This window comes from Streptomyces sp. NPDC002306, assembly GCF_053593435.1.
The window spans coordinates 560,857-580,990 of sequence record NZ_JBSFCK010000003.1 but is presented as its reverse complement, the minus strand read 5'-3'; the positions used below and the strand labels follow the sequence as shown (position 1 = coordinate 580,990).

The 20,134-nt window shown below is 73.7% G+C and carries 11 protein-coding genes; 2 read left to right on the top strand and 9 right to left on the bottom strand.

Going from position 1 to position 20,134, the window contains the following annotated elements:
* The first annotated feature begins 42 nt into the window (after positions 1-42).
* A complete protein-coding gene (locus tag ACWCQK_RS10165) occupies positions 43-456 on the top strand; it encodes an organic hydroperoxide resistance protein (protein ID WP_451153861.1) in 414 nt (137 codons plus the stop codon).
* A 27-nt stretch (positions 457-483) separates the two neighbouring features.
* Here the strand turns inward: ACWCQK_RS10165 and ACWCQK_RS10160 are convergent, their stop codons facing one another.
* The 9 genes from ACWCQK_RS10160 to ACWCQK_RS10120 form a co-directional block, all read right to left on the bottom strand.
* Positions 484-2,043 (bottom strand): hypothetical protein, encoded by a 1,560-nt coding sequence (locus ACWCQK_RS10160; RefSeq protein ID WP_451153859.1) that lies wholly within the window; start codon positions 2,041-2,043, stop codon positions 484-486.
* Between the two features lie 79 nt (positions 2,044-2,122).
* The gene (locus ACWCQK_RS10155; RefSeq protein ID WP_451153857.1) at positions 2,123-3,397 is read right to left on the bottom strand and encodes a hypothetical protein; all 1,275 of its coding nucleotides are present in this window, start codon (positions 3,395-3,397) and stop codon (positions 2,123-2,125) included.
* Positions 3,394-5,622: a bifunctional glycosyltransferase/CDP-glycerol:glycerophosphate glycerophosphotransferase gene (locus tag ACWCQK_RS10150; protein WP_451153855.1), complete on the bottom strand. Its 2,229-nt coding sequence runs from the start codon at positions 5,620-5,622 to the stop codon at positions 3,394-3,396. Before ACWCQK_RS10150 ends, ACWCQK_RS10155 begins: the two co-directional genes overlap by 4 nt.
* A gap of 7 nt (positions 5,623-5,629) precedes the next feature.
* On the bottom strand, positions 5,630-7,831 hold the full coding sequence (locus ACWCQK_RS10145) for a bifunctional glycosyltransferase/CDP-glycerol:glycerophosphate glycerophosphotransferase (RefSeq protein ID WP_451153853.1): 2,202 nt from the start codon (positions 7,829-7,831) through the stop codon (positions 5,630-5,632).
* Between the two features lie 142 nt (positions 7,832-7,973).
* Positions 7,974-10,280, bottom strand: a complete 2,307-nt coding sequence (locus ACWCQK_RS10140; RefSeq protein WP_451153851.1) for a bifunctional glycosyltransferase/CDP-glycerol:glycerophosphate glycerophosphotransferase — start codon at positions 10,278-10,280, stop codon at positions 7,974-7,976.
* 150 nt (positions 10,281-10,430) lie between these two features.
* A complete protein-coding gene (locus ACWCQK_RS10135; RefSeq protein ID WP_451153849.1) occupies positions 10,431-11,339 on the bottom strand; it encodes a carbohydrate ABC transporter permease in 909 nt (302 codons plus the stop codon).
* Positions 11,336-12,679: a carbohydrate ABC transporter permease gene (locus ACWCQK_RS10130; RefSeq protein ID WP_451153847.1), complete on the bottom strand. Its 1,344-nt coding sequence runs from the start codon at positions 12,677-12,679 to the stop codon at positions 11,336-11,338. Before ACWCQK_RS10130 ends, ACWCQK_RS10135 begins: the two co-directional genes overlap by 4 nt.
* Before the next feature lie 7 nt (positions 12,680-12,686).
* Positions 12,687-14,072, bottom strand: a complete 1,386-nt coding sequence (locus ACWCQK_RS10125) for an ABC transporter substrate-binding protein (protein WP_451153845.1) — start codon at positions 14,070-14,072, stop codon at positions 12,687-12,689.
* A gap of 342 nt (positions 14,073-14,414) precedes the next feature.
* Complete coding sequence (locus ACWCQK_RS10120) at positions 14,415-18,002, bottom strand: FHA domain-containing protein (protein WP_451153948.1); 3,588 nt, start codon at positions 18,000-18,002, stop codon at positions 14,415-14,417.
* A 419-nt stretch (positions 18,003-18,421) separates the two neighbouring features.
* Between ACWCQK_RS10120 and ACWCQK_RS10115 the strand changes: the two genes are divergently transcribed.
* Positions 18,422-20,113 carry a protein kinase domain-containing protein gene (locus ACWCQK_RS10115; RefSeq protein ID WP_451153843.1) on the top strand — a complete coding sequence of 564 codons (1,692 nt, stop codon included), beginning with the start codon at positions 18,422-18,424 and terminating at the stop codon, positions 20,111-20,113.
* The last annotated feature ends 21 nt before the right edge of the window (positions 20,114-20,134 follow it).

The window sequence follows — 20,134 nt, the reverse complement described above, 5'->3', positions numbered from 1 at the left end:
GACCGGGCCGCCGGAACATGACTTCGAGAGGGATGGTTTTCCATGGACGCGCTCTACACCGCCGTCGCCACCGCCACCCACGGCCGCGACGGCCGTGCCGTCTCCTCCGACGGCAAGCTGGACATCCAGCTCGCCCCGCCGGTGGAGCTGGGCGGCAACGGCCAGGGCACCAACCCGGAGCAGCTCTTCGCCGCCGGTTACGCCGCCTGCTTCGCCAGCGCCCTGGGCCTGGTCGGCCGTGCCGCCAAGGTCGACGTCAGCGACGCCACCGTCACCGGCGAGGTCGGCCTCGTCAAGCAGGGCGAGGGCTTCGCCCTGAAGGTGACCCTGCGCGTGGAGCTGCCCGAGGGTGTCGACGAGGGTGTCGGCCGCAAGCTGGTCGAGCAGGCCCACCAGGTCTGCCCCTACTCCAACGCCACGCGCGGCAACATCCCGGTCGACCTCGTCATCGAGTAGTCCCCCGGCCGCCCCGAGGGTCGGCTCTCAGCCGCCGACCCGCGCCAGCACCTCACCCGTCCGCCGGCTCCACGCCACCACCACCGCCTCCTCGGGCACCGTGCGCCAGCGCGTCAGCAGCAGCCAGCGCACGTGGTAGCGGCGGACGATCACGGAGCGCTCGGCGCGGGTCGCGGACGGGGAGAGGTAGGCCTGGACGTCGGCGATCCGGCGAAGCCGCACCCGCTCGTCCAGGGACGCGTCGGGCCACGCGGGCGCGGCGAGGTTCGGGCCGTAGCCCGCGATCGCGTGGACGGCGTAGTAGCCGTCGGCGATCACGACCTCGCCGGGACCGATGTGCCGCGCGGCCCAGTGGTAGCTCGGCCAGTGCGGCGGCTGGGCGAAGCCCACCGGGTCCAGCGAACCGGGGATCACCGCGCCCGCCTGCACGGTGAGGAAGCCGACGCAGGCGCCCGCCGCCGCCACCGCGCCCAGCGCCCTGCGCCACACCGGCCACGGCCGTGCCGCCGCCAGTTCCACCGCCAGCGCGAACTGCGGCCCCACCAGCGTCAGCCCGAGGATCCGGCCGTAGGTGTAGTGCCCGCTGACCCAGCCGTACGCCACCACCAGGCAGTCCAGCCCGAACATCAGCACCAGCGGATCACGCCACGACGACCGGCGGGCCCGCAGCCACAGCGCCGGCAGTCCCAGCAGGGCCAGCCAGAAGTGCCCCCCGAGGTCCAGGTACAGCCGCCGGTGCATCGCGTCCACGCTGCCGTCCCCGGCCAGCGCGAACACGTCGAAGTACGGCCAGGACGCCGCGAGGGCCAGGGCCACCGCGCCCGCGAGCGCCCACCGCAGCGCCACGGCCGGCCGCCATCCCCGCTGGAGTCCGGCGACGCAGGCCACCGCCCCCAGCACCGCCGCCACCGACGTGATCGGATGGACGAGCAGGATCACCCCGAACAGCGCGCCGACCCCCGCGTACCCGGCGAGACCGCGCAGTCCGCTCGGGCCGACGAAGCGCACCCGCCGGGTGTCCCGGGCCCGCGCGGCCGTCAGCGACCAGGCCCAGAAGGCGAGTCCGGTCGCGAACGCCGACGGGTAGGCGAGGGTGCCGGTCATCGACATCAGCCCGAGGTAGCCGCTCCACCAGGCCCGCTCGGTGCCCCACAGCAAGGTCATCGACGCCAGCGCCAGCACCGGCGCCCACGGCCGGGGGCTCAGCGCGCGCACGAAACGGCCGATGCCGGTCAGCAGCACCACCAGGTTCACCGGCCCGGCGAGCTTCACCACCTCCCAGCCGGACAGCCCCGTCAGCCGCGCGAACACGCCCTGGGCGACGGCGTACGGCGAGTAGTACGGACTGCCCGCGCCGGGCAGGTCCGCCATCGGGTGGCGCGGGTCCAGGAGACGCGCCTCGAGGCGTTCGACGACCGCCGCGTGCTGGCCCGCGTCGCAGCACAGCGGGACCCGCCAGTACGCGAGCGTCATCACCAGCCAGAACAGGAAGCCGAACACCTGGTACGGGGTCGGACGCCGGCGGTGGCCGCCGCGCAGCGCGGTGGCTCCGCGCACCGGCCGCCGGACGAGAGCGCCGGCGCTCACCGGACCGACACGGGGGCACAAGGTGACATGAAGGGCATTGGCCGTACCTTCCCGCCGGGCTCGACGGCCCTACCGACCGTCACCTCATCGAGTGAGCCGGTTCGGCCCGGTCCTGGAGCGGCACGACGACCGGCCTCCGTACGAGGGGTTCCAGCAGCAGCGGAACCCCGACCACCGGCAGCAGCCAGGCCAGCACGATCAGCCGGTCGCCCCAGATGGTGATGTCGGGGTGCCCGGCCTGGGTGAGGACACCGGTGGCCGAGGCCGCGAGCAGCAGGCAGCCGAAGGCCCGGCGCCGGCGCAGCGCCCCGCACGCCCCCGCGGCCAGCGCGGCCACGAACAGCGGCTCCCACAGCTGCCGGCGCAGCCACTCCACCCAGAAACCGGACTGGAGCTGGAGGAACTCCGGCCATGGACGGGTCCGGTCCGGCCGTGAGAAGTGCCCGGTGAGCAGGTCCTGGAGGCTCTCCGACTCGGACGGGTAGCGCAGCGCCCCGGCCAGCAGCAGCGTCCCGAGCGCACCGCAGCACCCCGCCGCCGTGACCGCCACCAGGCCGCGTCCGAACGGCCTACCCGCCCGCCGCCGCCGTACGCCGACCGCCGCGCCCGCCGCCGCCAGGCACAGGCCCAGGAACAGCGACTGCGAGTGCTTCACGGTGAACAGCGCGGCCAGCGCGCCGCCGACGAGCAGCGTCCCCGTACGCACCCGGCCGTCCAGGGCCAGCGCGCAGCCCCACACCGCCGCCAGGGTCAGCGCCAGCAGCAGGCCCTCGGTCATCGGGCGCATGGCGGTGGTCCCGCACGGCAGGACGTAGAACAGGGCCTGTCCGGTCAGGCACAGGGCCGTCGGGGCGCGCAGCGTGCGCAGCACCAGGAAGGCGAGGACACCGCCCGCGACCGTGACGACGACGCTCGCCGCCCACACGCCCCACGTCACGCCGAACACCGTGACGAACGGCAGCAGGAACAGCGGGTAGCCGGGCCGTACCTCGAAGATCCGCATGAACCGCTGCGACATGTACGGCACGGTGTGGCCGCCGGTCTGCCCGGCCGCCAGCCGGCCCCCGACGACCCGCCACTCCCGGGCCCGGCACCGCGCCAGGGCCCGCGCGGTGGGATCCGGCCGGTGGAAGTGGAGGACGTCCACGCTCTGCCTGCGGGCCGCCGCCGACGCCCTGCCCGCGCAGGCGTAGTCGATGGTCGCGGCCGCCGCCGTGTGCTTGTCCGCACCGCCCAGACTCAGCGCGTACGACAGGTAGTTCTTGGTGTCGGGGGTGTCCCGGCCGGTGACGTTCGCCAGCTGGCACACGGCGAAGACGGCGGCCAGGACCAGGACCCAGCTGCGCGGCCTCACGAGGACGCGAACAGGTCGTGCCCGGCGGCCGGTCCGGGCACGAGGGCCGGGGCGGACGCCGGGGGCATGGACTCGCCCAGCATCAGGGTGCGGACGACGCGTTCGGCGGCGCGCCCGTCGTCGTACGCGCAGAACCGGGCCCGGAAATCCGTCCGCAGCCGGGTGGACTCCTCGTCCCGCCAACTGCCCGAGGCCAGCAGCCAGGACAGTTCCCGGTAGGAGCGGGAGACATGGCCGGGCGGATCGGCGGTGATGTCGAAGTAGGCGCCCCGGCTCGCCGTGTACGCGTCCCAGTCGTCGGCGTGCACGACGATCGGCCGGTCCAGGTTGGCGTAGTCGAACATCAGGGCCGAGTAGTCGGTCACCAGCACGTCCGAGGCGAGCATGACGTCCTCCACGTGCGGCTCGTCCGTCGCGTCGACCAGCACCCCGCGCCGGTGCAGGTCCGCCAGCCCCAGCCCGCGCGCCGGGCCGGTGGCGAGCGAGGGGTGCAGCCGTACGACCAGGGTGTGGCCCGCGCCCAGGTCGGCGGCGAACCGGGCCAGGTCGACGCGGTCGACGTGGCCGCCGCGCCGGTAGTCGCGACGGGTCGGCGCGTACAGCACGACCGTGTGCTCCGGCGGGAGGCCCAGCCGGGCACGGGCCGCCGCAGCCGCCGCCGGACCGGCGCCGACCAGGACGTCGTTGCGCGGGCTGCCCGTGCGCGCGGACGCGAAGTGGCACGGGTACGCCCGCTGCCACACCAGCTCGGAGTGCCGGTTGGCGACCAGGCTGTGGTCCCAGCGGTCGGCTCGGCGCAGCATCTGCGGCACGTCGAAGCCGTGCCGGGCGCCGGGCTTGCCCAGCAGATCGACCCCCATGTACTTCAGCGGGGTGCCCTGGTGGGTGTGGATGTGCACGCTGCCCGGGCGTTTGGCCAGCGTGCCCGGCCAGTTGACGTTGTTGACGAAGTACGTGGCCCGCGCGGTGAGCGCGCGATAGCGCGGCGAGTCGAGGAACACGTACTCCACGCCCTCCGGGAGCAGCGCCGCGTCCGCCGCCTCCTCCTCGCCGCGCACCACCCACACCCCGCGCAGCTGCGGGGCGAGTTCGCGGGCCTTGCGGTAGACGGCCGCCGGGTCGCCCAGCACGCCCCGGTGCGAGAACGCCGAGTACACGGCGAGGCCGGGGTCGAGCGGACGGCGGGCGTGCAGCGCCGACCACCCCCGCTCCAGCCGCCCGGCCGCCGCCCTCCGGACCGGCAGCGCCCGCCGCCCGAGCTCCCGGCCCAGCCGCCCGGCCTGCCGCTTCAGCAGGTAGGCCGGGTAGCCGCCGGTCAGCAGCCGCAGTTCGCCGTCCATCGGCGCGCCCGCAGGCCGGTGCCTGCGCAGCAGTTGCGCCGTGCGCCGGAAGAACTCCGCCTTGTCCGCCTCCGGCAGCCGGTCCGGCTTGGCGAGGATGTCGAGACAGTGCTCGCCCATCTTGCGGTGCAGGTAGGGGAGCCAGGAGGCGAGTTCGGGACGGGAGTCGACGAAGGCGAACACCCGCTCGTACTGGTCGTGGATGTCGAAGTGCTTGCGGCTGGTGGTGGACAGGATGTTGCCCTGGCGGCGCTGGCGGTAGTTGAGGCAGATCCGGTCCAGGGTGGCGATCCGCCCCGCGCTGAGCAGGACCGGGAAGGTCCAGGGGGTGTCCTCGTAGTAGCCGGGCGGGAACTCGAAGCCGTTCTTCGCCACGAACTCCCGGCGGTAGACCTTGTTCCAGACCACCATCAACAGGTCCAGGATCTCCGGGTGTTCGGCGACCGTGAAGGTGCCCTCGCCGCTGTCGGCCAGCACCTGGGCGAGCACGTTGCGCCGGGTGCCGCCCCACCAGTAGGTGCGCGCGTAGTCGAAGACCAGCACGTCCGGGTCGCCGGTCTCGTCGAGCCGGTCGGCCATCGCGCGCAGCGCGCCCGGGGTGAGCGTGTCGTCGCTGTCGAGGAAGAAGAGGAAGTCGCCCGTCGCCAGGGGTGTCCCGGCGTTACGGGCGCGGCCGAGCCCGACGTTCTCCGGCAGGTGCAGCACCGTGACGCGCGGGTCGCGGTCCGCGTACTCGTCGAGGATCGCTCCGCAGCCGTCCGGGGAGCGGTCGTCGACGGCGATCACCTCGATGTCCCGGTACGACTGTTCCAGGACCGAGTCGAGGCACTCGCGCAGGAAACCCTGCACCTTGAAACAGGGGATGATGACGCTGAAGCGGGGCACTGCGGGGTCAGCTCCTTACGAGGGGGGCGGCGGCGGGGGCCGGGACGCGCTCCGCGAGCGGCAGCACGGGCGGGATCGCCTGCGGCGGCTCGCCGAGCAGCACCCGGCGCACGACCCGCTCGGCGGCCCGGCCGTCGTCGAACTGGCAGAAGCGCTCCCGGAAGGCGGCCCGCAGCGCCCGTGACGCCGGGCCCGCGTACGAGCCGTCGCGGAAGACCCGCGCCAGCTCCTGCGGGGTGCGGGTCACCGGGCCCGGCGGCGCGGCCGGCAGGTCGAAGTAGACGCCCCGCGTCTCCTGGTAGACCTCCCAGTCGTCGGCGTACACGACGATCGGCCGGTCCAGGTTGGCGTAGTCGAACATGATCGACGAGTAGTCGGTGATCAGCGCGTCGGCGGCCAGGCAGACGTCCTCCGAGGAGCGGTGCGCGGTGACGTCGATGACCCGGCCGGTGCCGCCGCCGCGACCCCGGTCGTAGAAGTAGTGGGCGCGCAGCAGGACCACGACGTCCTCGCCGGCCTCCTCGCAGAAGGCCTCCAGGTCCAGGCCCGGTTCGAAGCCGGTGTGGTGGTCGCGGTGGGTCGGGGCGTACAGCACGGCCGTCCGGCCCTCCGGGACGCCGAGTTCGCGGCGGACGCGGGCCACGTCCTCGGCGGTCGCGGTGCAGTAGACGTCGTTGCGCGGATAGCCGTACTCCAGGGCCTCGTACGAACCGGGGAAGGCGCGCTCCCACATCTGGGTGGAGTGCCGGTTGGAGGAGAGGTTGTAGTCCCAGCGGTCGACGCGGCCGAGGAGCTTGGCGAAGCTGCCGGTGGCCGCGGCCACCACCGGGTACGTCGACTGGTCCACGCCCATCTTCTTCAGCGGGGTGCCGTGCTGGGTCTGCACGTGCACGCTGCCCGCGCGCTTGACCACGCCCTCCGCGAAGTTGGCGTTGTTGACGAGGTACGTGGCGCGGGCCAGGACCTCCCAGTAGCGGCGGCTGCCGATCACGGCGTGGTCGACGTCCTTCGGCATCGCGTGCGCCTGGTCGGCCTCCACCAGGAACACCGAGCGGATGTGCGGGGCGAGTTCGCGGGCCTTGGCGTGGATCGCGGCCGGGCTGCACGCGTAACCGCGGCCCCAGTAGGCGCAGTACACGGCCAGGCCGGGGTCGAGGGGGCGGCGCAGCTGCCCGCGATAGCGCAGCCGGGTGCGCAGCCCGCGGGGGCGGGGGACGCTTCCGGCGGCGCTCGTCGCGGCCCGGTTGGCGCCGCGCAGGGCCCGGAACGCCGTGTACGCACCCGCCGCCAGCAGCCGGTGCTGGACCCCCAGGCTGCCCCCTGGCGCGCGGAAACCCGCCGGGCGGTGGCGTCGGTACAGCCGGGCCGCCCGGCGGAAGAAGGCGCGCTTCCTCGACGGCAGCCGCCGGGGGTGGGCCGCCGCCCTCAGCACCGCCGCGAACAGTTGCTCGAACAGCGCCCCCGACCGCGCGCCGGACAGCCCCTGCTCGGCGGCCCGGGTGAGCACCAGTTCCGTCTGGTCGAGCAGGTCGAAGTGGTGGGCGCCCGGCTGGTTCAGCCGGCTGCCCTGCCGGCGCAGCAGATGCCGTACGACCACCGCGCGCAGCACCGCCATCCGCTGTGCCGCGACCGTGACCAGGCCGCCGAAGCCCACGTCCGTGAAGTGACCGTCGGGGAAGGCGAGCCGGTGCTCGGCGAGGAACGCCCTGCGGTAGGCGGCGCTCCACGCGGGCAGCGGGACGCCGGTCACCTCGGGCGCCTGTCCGGGGGCGAAGGCCTCCGCCGGCGCCCGCGCCAGCAGCGGCCCGGCCGGACGGGTCGGCTCGCCCTCCCACCAGGGCGTCCGCTCGTGCTCGAAGTACAGGACGTCCACGTCACCGGTGGCGTCCAGCCGGTCGGCCAGCGCGGCCAGCGCGCCCGGCACGAGGACGTCGTCGCCGTCGAGGAACAGCAGATACGCCCCGGTCGCCGCCCGCGTCCCGGTGTTGCGCGCCCCGCTCGGACCGGCGGACGGCGGCGAGTGCACCGGGGCGACCCGCGAGTCCCGCTCGGCGTACCCGACGGCGACGTCCGCCCCCGGGGCGTCGGGCGCGTCGCACACCGGGATCAGCTCGAAGTCGCCGAAGGACTGGGCGAGGACCGAGTCCAGCGCCAGGGACAGCCGGCCCTCGACCCCATGGGACGGGACGATGATGCTGAAGCGGGGCATTCTGCTCTTTCTCTGTAGGTCCTGGTGCTCAGGCCGTACCGGTACGGCCCGGCCGTCCGGTCGGCCGCCAGGTGGACGGCCGGGTCGGGGTGGGCCGCGAGGTGCCGTGGGGCATGCGAACTCCCTGTGACGCAAACGGTGTTCAGTGGCTCTCGGTGACGGGAAGCGGTCCGGAGGGCGGCGGCACGGTCGCGAGCGGGGAGCGGGCGGGCGCGCTCGCGGCCGACGGCGCCGGCCGGCGCTCGTGGAGCGGCACGACCGCGGGCAGCCCCGCCGTCTCGCCCAGCACCACATGGCGCACGACCCGTTCGGCGGCGCGTCCGTCGTCGTACGGGCAGAAGCGCTCCCGGAACGCGGTGCGCAGCTGGGCGGAGCGCGAGCCGCGCCAGTGGCCGGTCGCGAAGATGTCGATCAGCTCGTCCTCGCTGCGGGCGACCGCGCCCGGCGGGAAGGCCCGCACGTCGAAGTAGGTGCCGCGGGCCGCCTCGTACGCCTCCCAGTCGTCGGCGTGGATCACGATCGGCCGGTCCAGGTTGGCGTAGTCGAACATGACCGACGAGTAGTCGGTGACCAGCGCGTCCGAGGCGAGGCACAGGCTCTCGACGCTCGGGTGGCCGCTGACGTCGATGACCCGCCCGCCGCCCGCCAGGGTGCCCGCGGCCGGGGCTTCGCCGGTCCGGGCGCCCGCCGTGAGCGGGCCGTCCTGCCAGTAGTGGGCGCGGGCCAGGATCACGTAGCGGGGGCCCAGGCGGCGCAGGACGCGCTCCAGGTCGAGCGAGGTGCGCTGGGTGACGCGGTAGTCGCGGTGGGTCGGGGCGTACAGGATCGCCACCGCGTCCTCGGGGATGCCGAGGCACGCGCGCAGCCGGGCCACGTCCGCCGCCGTCGCCCGCAGCAGCACGTCGTTGCGGGGATAGCCGTAGTCGAGCGTGGTGTAGCCGCCGGGATAGACGCGCTCCCAGGTCAGCGTGGTGTGCCGGTTGGCGGACAGGACGTAGTCCCAGGTGTCGACGCCTGCGAGGAGCGCCGCGAAGTCCAGGCCGCGGGCGGCGGCCGGACGCTCCTGGAGGTCGAGGCCCATGTGCTTGAGCGGGGTGCCGTGCTGGGTCTGGACATGGACCTGGCCGCGCCGTTTGACCAGACGCCGGTCGAAGTTGACGTTGTTGACCAGGTACCTGGAGCGGGCCAGCGCCGTCCAGTAGGCGGCCGAGCCGGGGACCAGCCGGCGGGTGCCCGGGGGGATCGTGGCGTGGTGCTCGGGGCGGGCGATCCACGCCGTGCGGATATGCGGGGCGTGGGTGCGGAAGGCGGCCTCCAGCGCGCCCGGGTTGCAGCCGTGGCCGCGGCCCCAGTAGGCGGCGAAGACGGCCCGGTCGGCACGCAGGGGGAGACGGAGCTGGATCCGGTAGTGGAGCTGGAGGGAAGCCGCCCGCAGGGCCCTGAGCAGCCGGCTGGCGAGCTTGGCGGCGCGGCGGCGCACGGTCATCGCCCGTTGCAGCACCCGGTAGGTGCGGTGCAGGCCCAGCCCGACCAGGGCGTGACGCAGCCGGGAGCGGAGCGGCACGGGCGCGCCGGGGGTGCGGTAGCGGCGGTACCGGGTGCGGGCCCTGCGCAGGAACTCGGCCCGGGCGGCCCGCGGCAGCCGGCCCGGCCGGGTGAACACCGTCGAGAAGTGGTCGACCATGCGCCGGAACAGCAGCGGCCGCCAGCAGGAGAGCTGGGGACGGCTCTCGATGAACGCGAAGACCCGGTCGTACTGTTCGAACACATCGAAGTGCCGACGGCTGGTGGTGCCGAGGATGTTGCCCTGCCGGCGCTGCCGGTAGTGCACGCACACCCGGTCGAGGGTCGCGATCGACCGCGCCGCCATCAGCACCGGATAGGTCCAGGGGGTGTCCTCGTAGTAGCCGGGCGGGAAGAGGAACCCCTCGCGCGCCACGAAGTCCCGCCGGTAGGCCTTGTTCCAGGCCACCATCAGCACCTTGAGCAGGCCCGGGCGGTCCGCGAGCAGGAAGGGGGCCGGGCCCCGCTCGGTCAGTTCGGCGGCGACCTTGTTGCGGACGGTCTCGCCGGACCAGTGCGTGCGCGCGTAGTCGTAGACCAGGACGTCCGGTTCGTCGGTCTCCTTGACGCGGTCGGCGATCGCGTACAGCGCGTCCGGGGTGAGCGTGTCGTCGGAGTCCAGGAAGACCAGGTAGTCGCCCGTCGCCTGCTCCAGGCCGGCGTTGCGGGCCCCGCCGAGGCCCCGGTTCTCCGGCAGGTGCAGCGGTCGTACCCGAGGATCGCGCGCCGCGAACTCGTCGATGATCGCACCGCAGGCGTCCGGGGAGCAGTCGTCGACCGCGATCAGTTCGAGATCCGGATACGACTGCGAGAGCACCGACTCCAGGCACTCGTGCAGGTACGCCTGAACCTTGTACACGGGGACGATGACACTGAACCTGGGCAAGGCACATCCATGGGTCGGCGCGGGCGTTCTGCCCGGGAACGGCCGATGGAGTGACTTGGTTACGGGGCGTACGGCATACGGGGGATGTGCGGTGAACGGGAGAGGGCGGCCCGGTGTCGGACCGCCCTCTCAAGTGGGTTCCGCCGTGCGTTACTTCACCGCGCCCGCCATCACGCCGGAGACGAACTGCCGCTGGAACGCGAAGAACACGGCCAGCGGGATCACCATGGAGATGAACGCGCCCGGTGCCAGCACGTCGATGTTGTTGCCGAACTGGCGTACCTGCGTCTGGAGCGCGACCGTGATCGGCTGGGTGCCGGACTTGGTGAACACCAGCGCCACCAGCATGTCGTTCCACACCCACAGGAACTGGAAGATGCCCAGGCTCGCGATCGCGGGCCCGCCCAGCGGCATCACGACACGGGCGAACAGCCGCAGCTCGCCGGCTCCGTCGAGACGGGCCGCCTCCAGCAGTTCGCGGGGGATCTCCGCGAAGAAGTTCCGCAGCAGGAACACCGCGAACGGCAGACCGAAGCCGGTGTGGAACAGCACGACTCCGAGCACCGTGCCGAACAGGCCTATCTTGCCGAAGAGTTCGGCGATCGGGATCAGCGCCACCTGCACCGGCACGACCAGCAGGCCGACCACGCCCAGGAACCACCAGTCGCGGCCCGGGAACTCCATCCACGCGAACGCGTAGCCCGCGAGCGAGCCGATGACCACGACCAGGAGCGTCGCCGGGACCGTGATCAGGACCGTGTTCATCAGCGACGCGGTGATGTCGCCGTTCTCCAGCAGCTTCTGGTAGCTGTCCAGGGTGAGTTGCGAGGGCTCGCTGAAGACCTTCCACCAGCCGCTCGCGTTCATGCTCTCGGGAGTGCGCAACGACGAGATGAGCAGACCGATCGTCGGGACCAGCCAGAACAGGCCGACGAGGATCAGGAACACGCGAACCGCGCCGCCGCCGAGTTTCTCCACGATCCGCGCGCCGAGCGACCGCCGGGCCCTCACGGTCGCGACGGGGGCCACCTTGGTGACAGTGCCGGCCTGCGTCGTCATCGCCTGACCTCCCGCCTGAGCCGCCGTACGTTGAACCACATCACCGGAATCACCAGCAGCAGCAGGAACACCGCGATCGCGCTGGCGATCCCCGGCTGGTCCTCGGAGAAGCCCTTGCGGTACAGCTCCAGCGCGAGCACGTTCGCGTCGTCCTGGGACGATCCCGGGGCGATGATGAAGACCAGGTCGAAGACCTTCAGCACGTTGATCATCAGCGTGACGACGACGACCGCGAGGACCGGCGCGAGGAGGGGCACGGTGACCCTGCGGAACACCTGCCACTCGTTGGCGCCGTCGACCCGGGCGGCCTCCAGGAGTTCACGGGGCATGCCCGCGAGCCCGGCCGCGATCAGCACCATCGCGAAGCCCGCCCACATCCAGATGTACGAGCCGATGATCGCCGGGGTGACCAGCGACGGGCCGAGCCAGTCCAGACCGTTGTACGGCTCCTTGAAGTTGCTCGCCGGCAGCCGCAGCCGGGCGCCGTCCGCCTCGGCCGGGAGCGTGAAGGTGCCGTCGGCCGAGGCCTTCGTCGACGCCACGACCCTGCCGTCCTTCACCGCCTCGATCCGCATCCCGGAGTAGCCCACTTCGGTCGCGTCGGGGGCGCCGAGCGTGCCGACGCCCTTGCCGCGGGTGAAGTCCTGCCAGGTGGTGCCGGTGATCCTCCCCGGGTCGGGCTTCGGCGCCACGGCCGGCGCGGCGCCGTCGGGCAACTGGTCGGGGGCCACACCGACGAGCGGCAGGGTGACCGTGTCCCCGGCGCGCACCGGGGACTTGGTGACGAACCCGCCCTGCTCGGCGACGAGCGGCGACTCGCGGCCCGGGTGCGCCTTGGGGAACGCCGACGACTCGGCGAACGTGTCGTGCACGCCGACCCACACCGCGTTGGCGACACCCTTGTCCGGGTCCTGGTCGTAGACGAGCCGGAAGATGATGCCGGCCGCCAGCATCGAGATCGCCATCGGCATGAAGACGACCAGCTTGAACGCCGTTCCCCAGCGCACCCGTTCGGTCAGCACCGCGAAGATCAGACCGAGCGCGGTGGCGACCGTCGGGGCGAACACCACCCAGATGATGTTGTTCTTCAGTGCCGTACGGATGCCGTCGTCGGTGAACAGGGCCTGGTAGTTGTCGAATCCGGCGAAGCCGTCGCCCGACTGGTCGTAGAAACTGCGCACGACCGAGTACCCGATCGGGTAGACCACGAGCGCGCCGAGCAGCACCAGGGCGGGCAGCAGGAACAGGGCTGCCACGGTTCTGCGGGTGCCGGTCACGCTCTTGCGGCTCTTCGGCGCGGCAGGGGTCGGGGGGACCCCCGCCGCCGTGGCCGACGTCATCGCCGGATCAGCTCCCGCTCCCGTACGCGGCCGCCGCGTCCTTCTCCAGCTTCGCCTGGATGCCCGCGATGTCCGTCGGGTTCTTCAGGAAGTCCTGGAGATCCTTCCACTCGCCCTTGCCGGGCGTGCCGCCGAAGGCCTGCGGGGCCTGGTCGGACATGTCGAAGCGGAAGTCGTCACCGGCCGCGATCAGCGCCTTGGCCATCTTCTGCTGGACCGCGTTCGGGTACGCCGACGGGTCGACGTTCTTGTTCGGGGAGAGGTAACCGCCGAGCTTCGCCTGCACGGTCGCCGCGTCCGGCGAGGCCAGGAAGGTGGCCAGCGCCTGCGCGCCCTTGGAGTCCTTCAGGATGACGGCCGCGTCGCCGCCGCTGACCACGGGCGCGGTGTCACTGACCGACGGGAACGGGAACACCTTCGCGTCCGTGCCCACCTTCGACTTGGTCTCGGTGATGTTGACCTGCACGAAGTCGCCCTCGAAGACCATGCCGGCCTTCGGCTGGTCGCCGCCGGTGAAGGTCTGCGTCACGGAGGCCGGGAACTCGGTCTGCAACGCGCCGCTCGCGCCGCCCGCCACGAAGTCCTTCTTGCCCCAGACCTGGGCGAGGGTGGTCAGCGCCTCCTTCACGGAGGGGTCCGTCCACTTGATCTTGTGCTGGGCCAGCTGGTCGTACTTCTCCGGGCCCGCCTGGGAGAGATAGACGTTCTCGAACCAGTCCGTGAGGGTCCAGCCGTCGGCGCCGCCGACGGAGAACGGGGTGACACCGGAGTCGTACACCGTCTGCGCGGTGGCCAGCAGCTCCTGCCACGTCTTCGGCTCGCTCGCCCCCGCGTTCTCGAAGACCTTGGCGTTGTACCAGATCAGGGACTTGTTGGCGGCCTTGTAGTAGACGCCGTACGGCTTGCCGTCGACCGCGCCGATGTCCTGCCAGCCCTGCGAGTAGTTCTTCTGGAGCTCCTTGACCGCGTCCGCGCCGAGGGGCTTGGCCCACTTCTTCTCCACGGCCTGCTTGATCGCGCCCGGCTGGGGCAGCATCGCCACGTCCGGCGGCTGGCCGCCCGCGATCTTCGAACCGAGGAAGTTGATGATCGGGTCCTGGGCCGGCACGAAGGTGACCTTGGCGCCCGTGCGCTTCTCGAACTCCGCCAGGACCTTCTTGAAGTTGGCCTGTTCGGCACCGGTCCAGACGGCGGCGACCTCCAGGGTGGTGCCGTCGAGCCGGGGGAGGGTGACCGTCCCGGCCGTGCCCTTGGTGCTCTCGCCGCCGCCGTCGCTCTTCTTGTCGTCGCTGCCGCCGCAGGCGGTGAGCGAGAGCGCCAGTGCTCCCGCGGCGACGGCCGCCGCGGTCCTCGCGGCCCTGCTTGTCCGGTGTGCTCTGCTCGTGCTCCGCATCACTGCCCCGTTCTTCGTTCGTCGTCGAACGTCGAGCGCTTGCCCCGTGCGCTCTGGTCTACGCCGGGTCCCTGGGGTCGGCAAGAGCGCGTACGGTGTCAAGTGGGCGATCGTGACCGCGTCGTGATCGTGAGTGAGGTCGGCCGCCGGGCCGGGTCCGCGCCGCGGGGGCGTATGGGGGCTTTTGCGGGCCGGAGTTGCGTGCGAAAGACGCGCTGCGGACGCGTATGGGGGCATGTGCGGCACGAAAACGCCCACGAGGACGCGCGGACAGGTGAGCGGACGCGGGACAAGAACCGGGAGCGGGCGCCGACGTGTTGTGGGTCCGGACGGGGGAGCCGGTCACAGCAGGGAGGGCACTTCCGCCGCCGACACCTCCCGCGCCGCGCGCTCCAGTGCGCTGGCCAGCAGGGCCAGGTCCGTGGGCCCGTTGCCCAGTTCGCGGACCGGGCGGCGGGCCGGCGGGTCGCCCATGCGCTGCCAGTCCAGGGGGACCACCGTGGGACGCAGGGTCGCCGTGCGCGGGATGCGGCCCGTGACCCGGCCGCCCTGGAACGGGGTCGTGCGCCCGTCCGCCCCGGTGAGTCGGCCACGTCCCGGCGCCGGTTCCTCCGCGCCGGACTCCGGCGCGTCGAGTGTCACCCGCAGTGCGGCCCCGCGGGCCGGTTCCGTCTCCGCCGTACGCCCGCCGGGGCCGGTGGCCGCCACCAGGTGGACGCCGAGCCGCTCGCCCTCACGGGCCACCGCCTCCAGCGCCCGCATCACGGAACCCGCGGCGGGCCGCCCGGGCGAACCCAGCGCGGGGGAGACGAGCGCGTCCAGGTCGTCCACGACCACGACCAGCCGGGGCAGCGGCGGTGCCTCGGACCGCTGACGGGCCGCTCCCGGTCGCAGCCGGATCGTCGCGCTGGGCGGAGCGTCGAGATCGCCCGCGCCGTCGGACCCGGCCGAGGTCCCGGTGCCGGCGCTGGTGCCGGTCCTGGACGTGCCCCGCGCCGACGCCGTGCGCTGGGCGACGATCCGGCCCGACACCTCGCGGTGCGTGTGCCAGGCGGCGAAGTCCGAGCGGCCGAGCAACTCCGCCCGGCGCTTCAACTCGGCGCTCAGGGACTGGGCGAACTCCCGCATGCGCACCGGGTCGTTGGCGGTCAGATGGGTGGTCACATGCGGTACGTCCGTACAGACCCGCAGGCCGTCACCGTGACCGCCCGCCGTCCCGCCGGTGCTGTCCCGGCCGTCCATGAGGACGATGCCCAGCCGGTCGGGGCGCTCGGCCGCGGCGAGCGAGGCGACGACGGCCCGCAGCAGTTCCGTACGCCCGCTGCCCGCCGGTCCCTCGATCAGCAGGTGCGGGCCCTCGGCCACCAGGTCCACGCCGACCGCGCCGCGCGGCCCGGCCCCGAGCACGGCCGACGCCCGGCCGCCGAACGCCTCCCGGTCGTCGGCGGCGTCCGCCCAGCGCGCCATCAGGGACGCCGGGGTCGCGCGAGCCAGCCCCAGCTCGTCCAGGAGCCGCGCCGCCGGCGGCAACGGCACCGACACGCGCGGGTGCCGCCCGCCGGGAGCGCCGTCCGGACGCAGCGGCGCCAGCGCCCGCCCGAACCGCTCGGCCCAGGCGGCCGACACGGCGTCCACGGCGGCGACCGTGCCGTGCCCGACGGGGCCGTGGCGGTGCGGGTCCGCGGAGGTACGGCCGACGCGCATCAGGTGCAGCGCGGTCGCCACGTCCCCGCTCAGCAGTGCCACGGCACCGCACTCCCGGAACACCGGCGCCACCGCGCAGGCCGCGTCGTACGTCTGCGTCACCGGGGAGGCGGGCGAGGCCGGGGCCGTCTCGGCCAGGCACACCACGTGTATCCCGGCCCGGGGCCCTTCGACCGTCAGCCGCGCCACCGCCTCGCGCAGGTCCGCGCCTCCGGGGTCGCCGTCCACGACGACCACGGTGTACGGCCCGGGGAAGCCGCCGGCCGGGTCCGCCGGGTGGTCGTCCCGGGCCCAGGAGGGCCGTCGGGGAGCGGGGACGGAGAGGTCGGAAGGAGAGCCGGAGGAACCGGAGGAGGGGACGGGCGGGCGGTCGTGCGGTGCCTCGGGTCGGACCGGGCCGGCCGGCCCGCCCGCGTGGTCCTCCAGCCGGCGCAGGAGTTCGTCCGTGCGGGCCGCGGCCTGTTCACGGTCGTAGGCGAGCAGGAGACGGCAGTCCTGGCCGTGTCCCGGCCGGACATGGGGCAGCCAGCCGAGCCAGGACCACTCCGCGGTGCGCTCCTCCACGGAGCGGGAGCGGTCCGTGCTGACCAGCACGACCTCCAGGGTGTCCGGCGAGTGCAGCGCGGTGAGCTGCGCCACGACCGCGCGCGCCAGCCCGGACAGCCGGGGGCGCGGTCCCGCGAGCCCCAGCGCCCCGGCCTCGCGCAGGTCCGCGGTCACCGGCACGGTGGGGAGCGGCCCCGAGCCGTCCGGCGCGGACCGCTCGGTGGTGCCCAGCCGCACGGTGAGCGTCTCCGGGTGCCCCGGGCCGCGCTCCCACAGCCGGGGGCCGGGGCCCAGCGCCGTCAGCAGCAGGGCGGCCGGGTCCGGCCAGGTCTCCGGCGCCCGGGACGGCCGGGCCGACGGCTGCGCGGCCCCGCCCTCCGGCGTTCCGTCGCCGGCCTCGTCACCCGTCGTGTCCGGTGTGCCGCGGCCGGACGTCAGGCGTCGGGCCCAGGCGGTGAGCCCGCCGGCGCGCCTGCGCGCGCCCTGTGGTTCGTCGCCGGGGTGCGGGGCGGGCGCCGCGGCCGGGTGCGCGGGCCCCGGCTCCGCCGTCCCGCCGGGTCCGACGGCCCCGGACCGTCCGGCGTGAGTGTCGCCGTCCGCGCCCCGCGCCGGCTTCCGGGCGGCGGAGCGGCTCTCGATGTGCGGGGGGCCGCCCTGGAGCGGCACGGCGGGGGGTCCTACCGGGCCGTGGTCGCGGGCGCCCGGAGCGGCTCCGGAGGCGCCCCAGCTCACCGAGCCGTAGGTGTGACCGGTGCTCCCGTCGGGGCGGTCAGGACCGTTTGCCCGGTCCGCGCCGTCCTCCTTCGCCTCCGCCCCCGCGCGCGTGGCGGAGGAAGCGGCGGACGTGGAGGACGGGGAGGACGCTCCGGACGAGGAAGGCGCTCCGGACGGGGAGGACGCTCCGGACGGGGAGGACGCGCCGGACGGGGCGGAAGCGTCCGTGCCGGCCCGGTCGGCGGTGCCCGCGGCGGCGAAGCCGCTCCCGGTCCCGCACGACACCCGCACATGACCCTCACCGTCGGGTGTCGTCGCCACCCTCGCTCCGGGGCCGCCGGCCGGCGCGAGCCGCAGGGCCGACTCGCCGATGCGCAGCAGCGCGCCCGGCGCGAACCGCACCGGGCGGGTGTGCACCCGGGTGCCGTCCAGGACGGTGCCGTTGGTGGAGTCGAGGTCGGTGACCGAGACGCGGCCGTCGGGGTCGAGGGTGACCGCGCAGTGCAGCCGGGAGACGTCGGGGTCGTCGAGCGGGACGTCGGCGTCGGCGGAGCGGCCGATGTTCACCGGGCCGCCGTGCAGCAGGTGGACCCCGCCCGCGTCCGGGCCCGCCACCACGTGCAGTTGGGCGGGGGCGTCGTCGAGTTCGGGGTGCGGCTCGGGCTCGGCGGGCGCGGCCAGGGACAGCACGGCACCGTCGATCAGCGGGGGTTCGCCCAGCGTGCAGCGTTGCGAGTCCAGCCGCTCCGCACCGGCGTACAACACCACGGGACCGCTTCCGGGCTCCCGGCCGCGCTCGTGCGGGGAGGCGCCCGCGTCGCCGGAGACCGCCGACGCCAGCGCCGACGCCACCGCCGCCAGGGCCGTCCCCGCCGGCGCTGTGACCAGCACGTCGCGGGTCGTGGCGCGACCGCGCGAATCGGAGGGCGGACCCAGCGGGTCTACGACGGTCAGCCGGATCTGCATCGCCGTCAGCGGTCCCTTCTGCGCGGGCGCCCGCCGGGCGGGGACGAAGGCGCGCCGCGGTCCCCCACCGCGGACTTCCCCCACCGCACGAGCACGTCGGCCAGTAACTGGAGGCATCCTCGCACCTGCCACCGACAACACGCCCGCCGCCCACCGGTAAGTGATCTTGATTGGTCGGCTCTGCCCGTAAAAGTGCCTGACCGGGACCGCGCGGATGACAGCTTGAGATCGGTCACGTCCGCTTTCGGCAACCACGGGAACCCGGGCGGGCGTCTTTCCTTCGAACATGTACGGGAGCGGGTACGTAAGTCCCACAGAATGACGAGCACCCGGTGCCGGGCAAGGCGGCACTACAGTTGGGGCGGAACACCGGACAGTGGGTCGGACACAAGGCAAGCAAGCAGCAGGGAGCGCATGACGTGCGGCCGGTAGGCAGCAAGTACCTGCTCGAGGAGCCGCTCGGACGCGGCGCCACGGGCACCGTCTGGCGAGCCCGCCAGCGTGAGACCGCGGGTGCCGAGGCGGCTGTGGCCGGCCAGCCCGGCGAGACCGTCGCCATCAAGGTCCTCAAGGAGGAGCTGGCGAACGACTCCGATGTCGTGATGCGGTTCCTGCGGGAGCGGTCCGTCCTGCTCCGGCTGACCCATCCGAACATCGTCCGGGTCCGTGACCTGGTCGTCGAGGGCGATCTGCTGGCGCTGGTCATGGACCTCGTCGACGGCCCCGACCTGCATCGCTACCTGCGCGAGAACGGCCCCTTCACGCCCGTCGCCGCGTCCCTGCTCACCGCGCAGATCGCCGACGCGCTCGCCGCCAGTCACTCCGACGGCGTAGTGCACCGCGACCTGAAGCCGGCGAACGTCCTGCTCCAGCAGCACGGCGGCCAGATGCACCCGATGCTGACCGACTTCGGTATCGCGCGCCTCGCCGACTCGCCCGGTCTCACCCGCACCCACGAGTTCGTCGGCACGCCCGCGTACGTCGCCCCCGAGTCCGCCGAGGGCCGTCCGCAGACGTCCGCCGTCGATGTCTACGGCGCCGGAATCCTGCTGTACGAGCTGGTCACCGGGCGTCCGCCGTTCTCCGGCGGTTCCGCGCTCGAGGTGCTGCACCAGCACCTGAGCGCCGAGCCCCGCCGGCCCTCCACGGTTCCGGACCCGCTCTGGACGGTCATAGAGCGCTGCCTGCGCAAGAACCCGGACGACCGGCCCAGCGCCGAGAGCCTCGCGCGCGCTCTGCGCGTCGTCGCCGAGGGCATCGGCGTGCACGCGAACTCCGCGCAGATCGCCGCCGCGGACGCCGTCGGCGTCCTGCTGGCGCCCGATCCCCGGCCCGCCGCGGTCCCCGGGTCCGCCGACCCGACCCAGGTGCTGCCCACGGGCCAGGCGCACGGGGCGTACGACCCGAACGCGGCGACCAGCGTCCTGCCGCACACCGGGGGACCGGCCGGCGCGGCCGACCCCACCGCCGTCATGCCCCCGGTGCCGCAGAACCAGCAGCCGGGCAACCCGGCGGAGCCGCACCCGTGGCAGTCCCAGCTGCGGGCCGCCCGGGACCGCAACGAACAGACGCAGATCCAGTACCTCGACCCCGGCGAGGACCCGCTGCGCCGCCGCCCGCAACGGCAGGTCGCCCCCCGGCCGCAACAGCAGCAGCCCGCCCAGCGGCCCGCGCAGCAGCAGCGGCCCCAGCAGCGCGGCCAGCAGGGCTATCAGGGCCAGCAGGGGTATCAGCAGGGTCAGCAGGGGCAGGGCTATCAGCAGGGGTACGGCTACCCGCAACAGCAGCCCCAGCAGCAGCCGAGGCAGCGGCAGCAACAGCCGTACGCGCCGCCCCAGCAGCCGCAGCGGCCTTCGCGGGAGCCCAGGGAACCCCGGCAGCGCGGCGCCAACCCGATGAAGATCCCGGGTCTGGGCTGTCTGAAGGGCTGCCTGTTCACGATCGTCATCCTGTTCGTCGCCGCGTGGCTGATCTGGGAACTGAGCCCGTTGCAGGGCTGGATCGGCACGAGCAAGAGCTTCTGGGGGGAGATCACCGACATGTACAAGCAGGTGTCGAACTGGGTCGGAGACCTGGGCGGCGGCGGGACACCGAGCGGCGACGACAACTGACCCGACGACGGTGTCCGACGC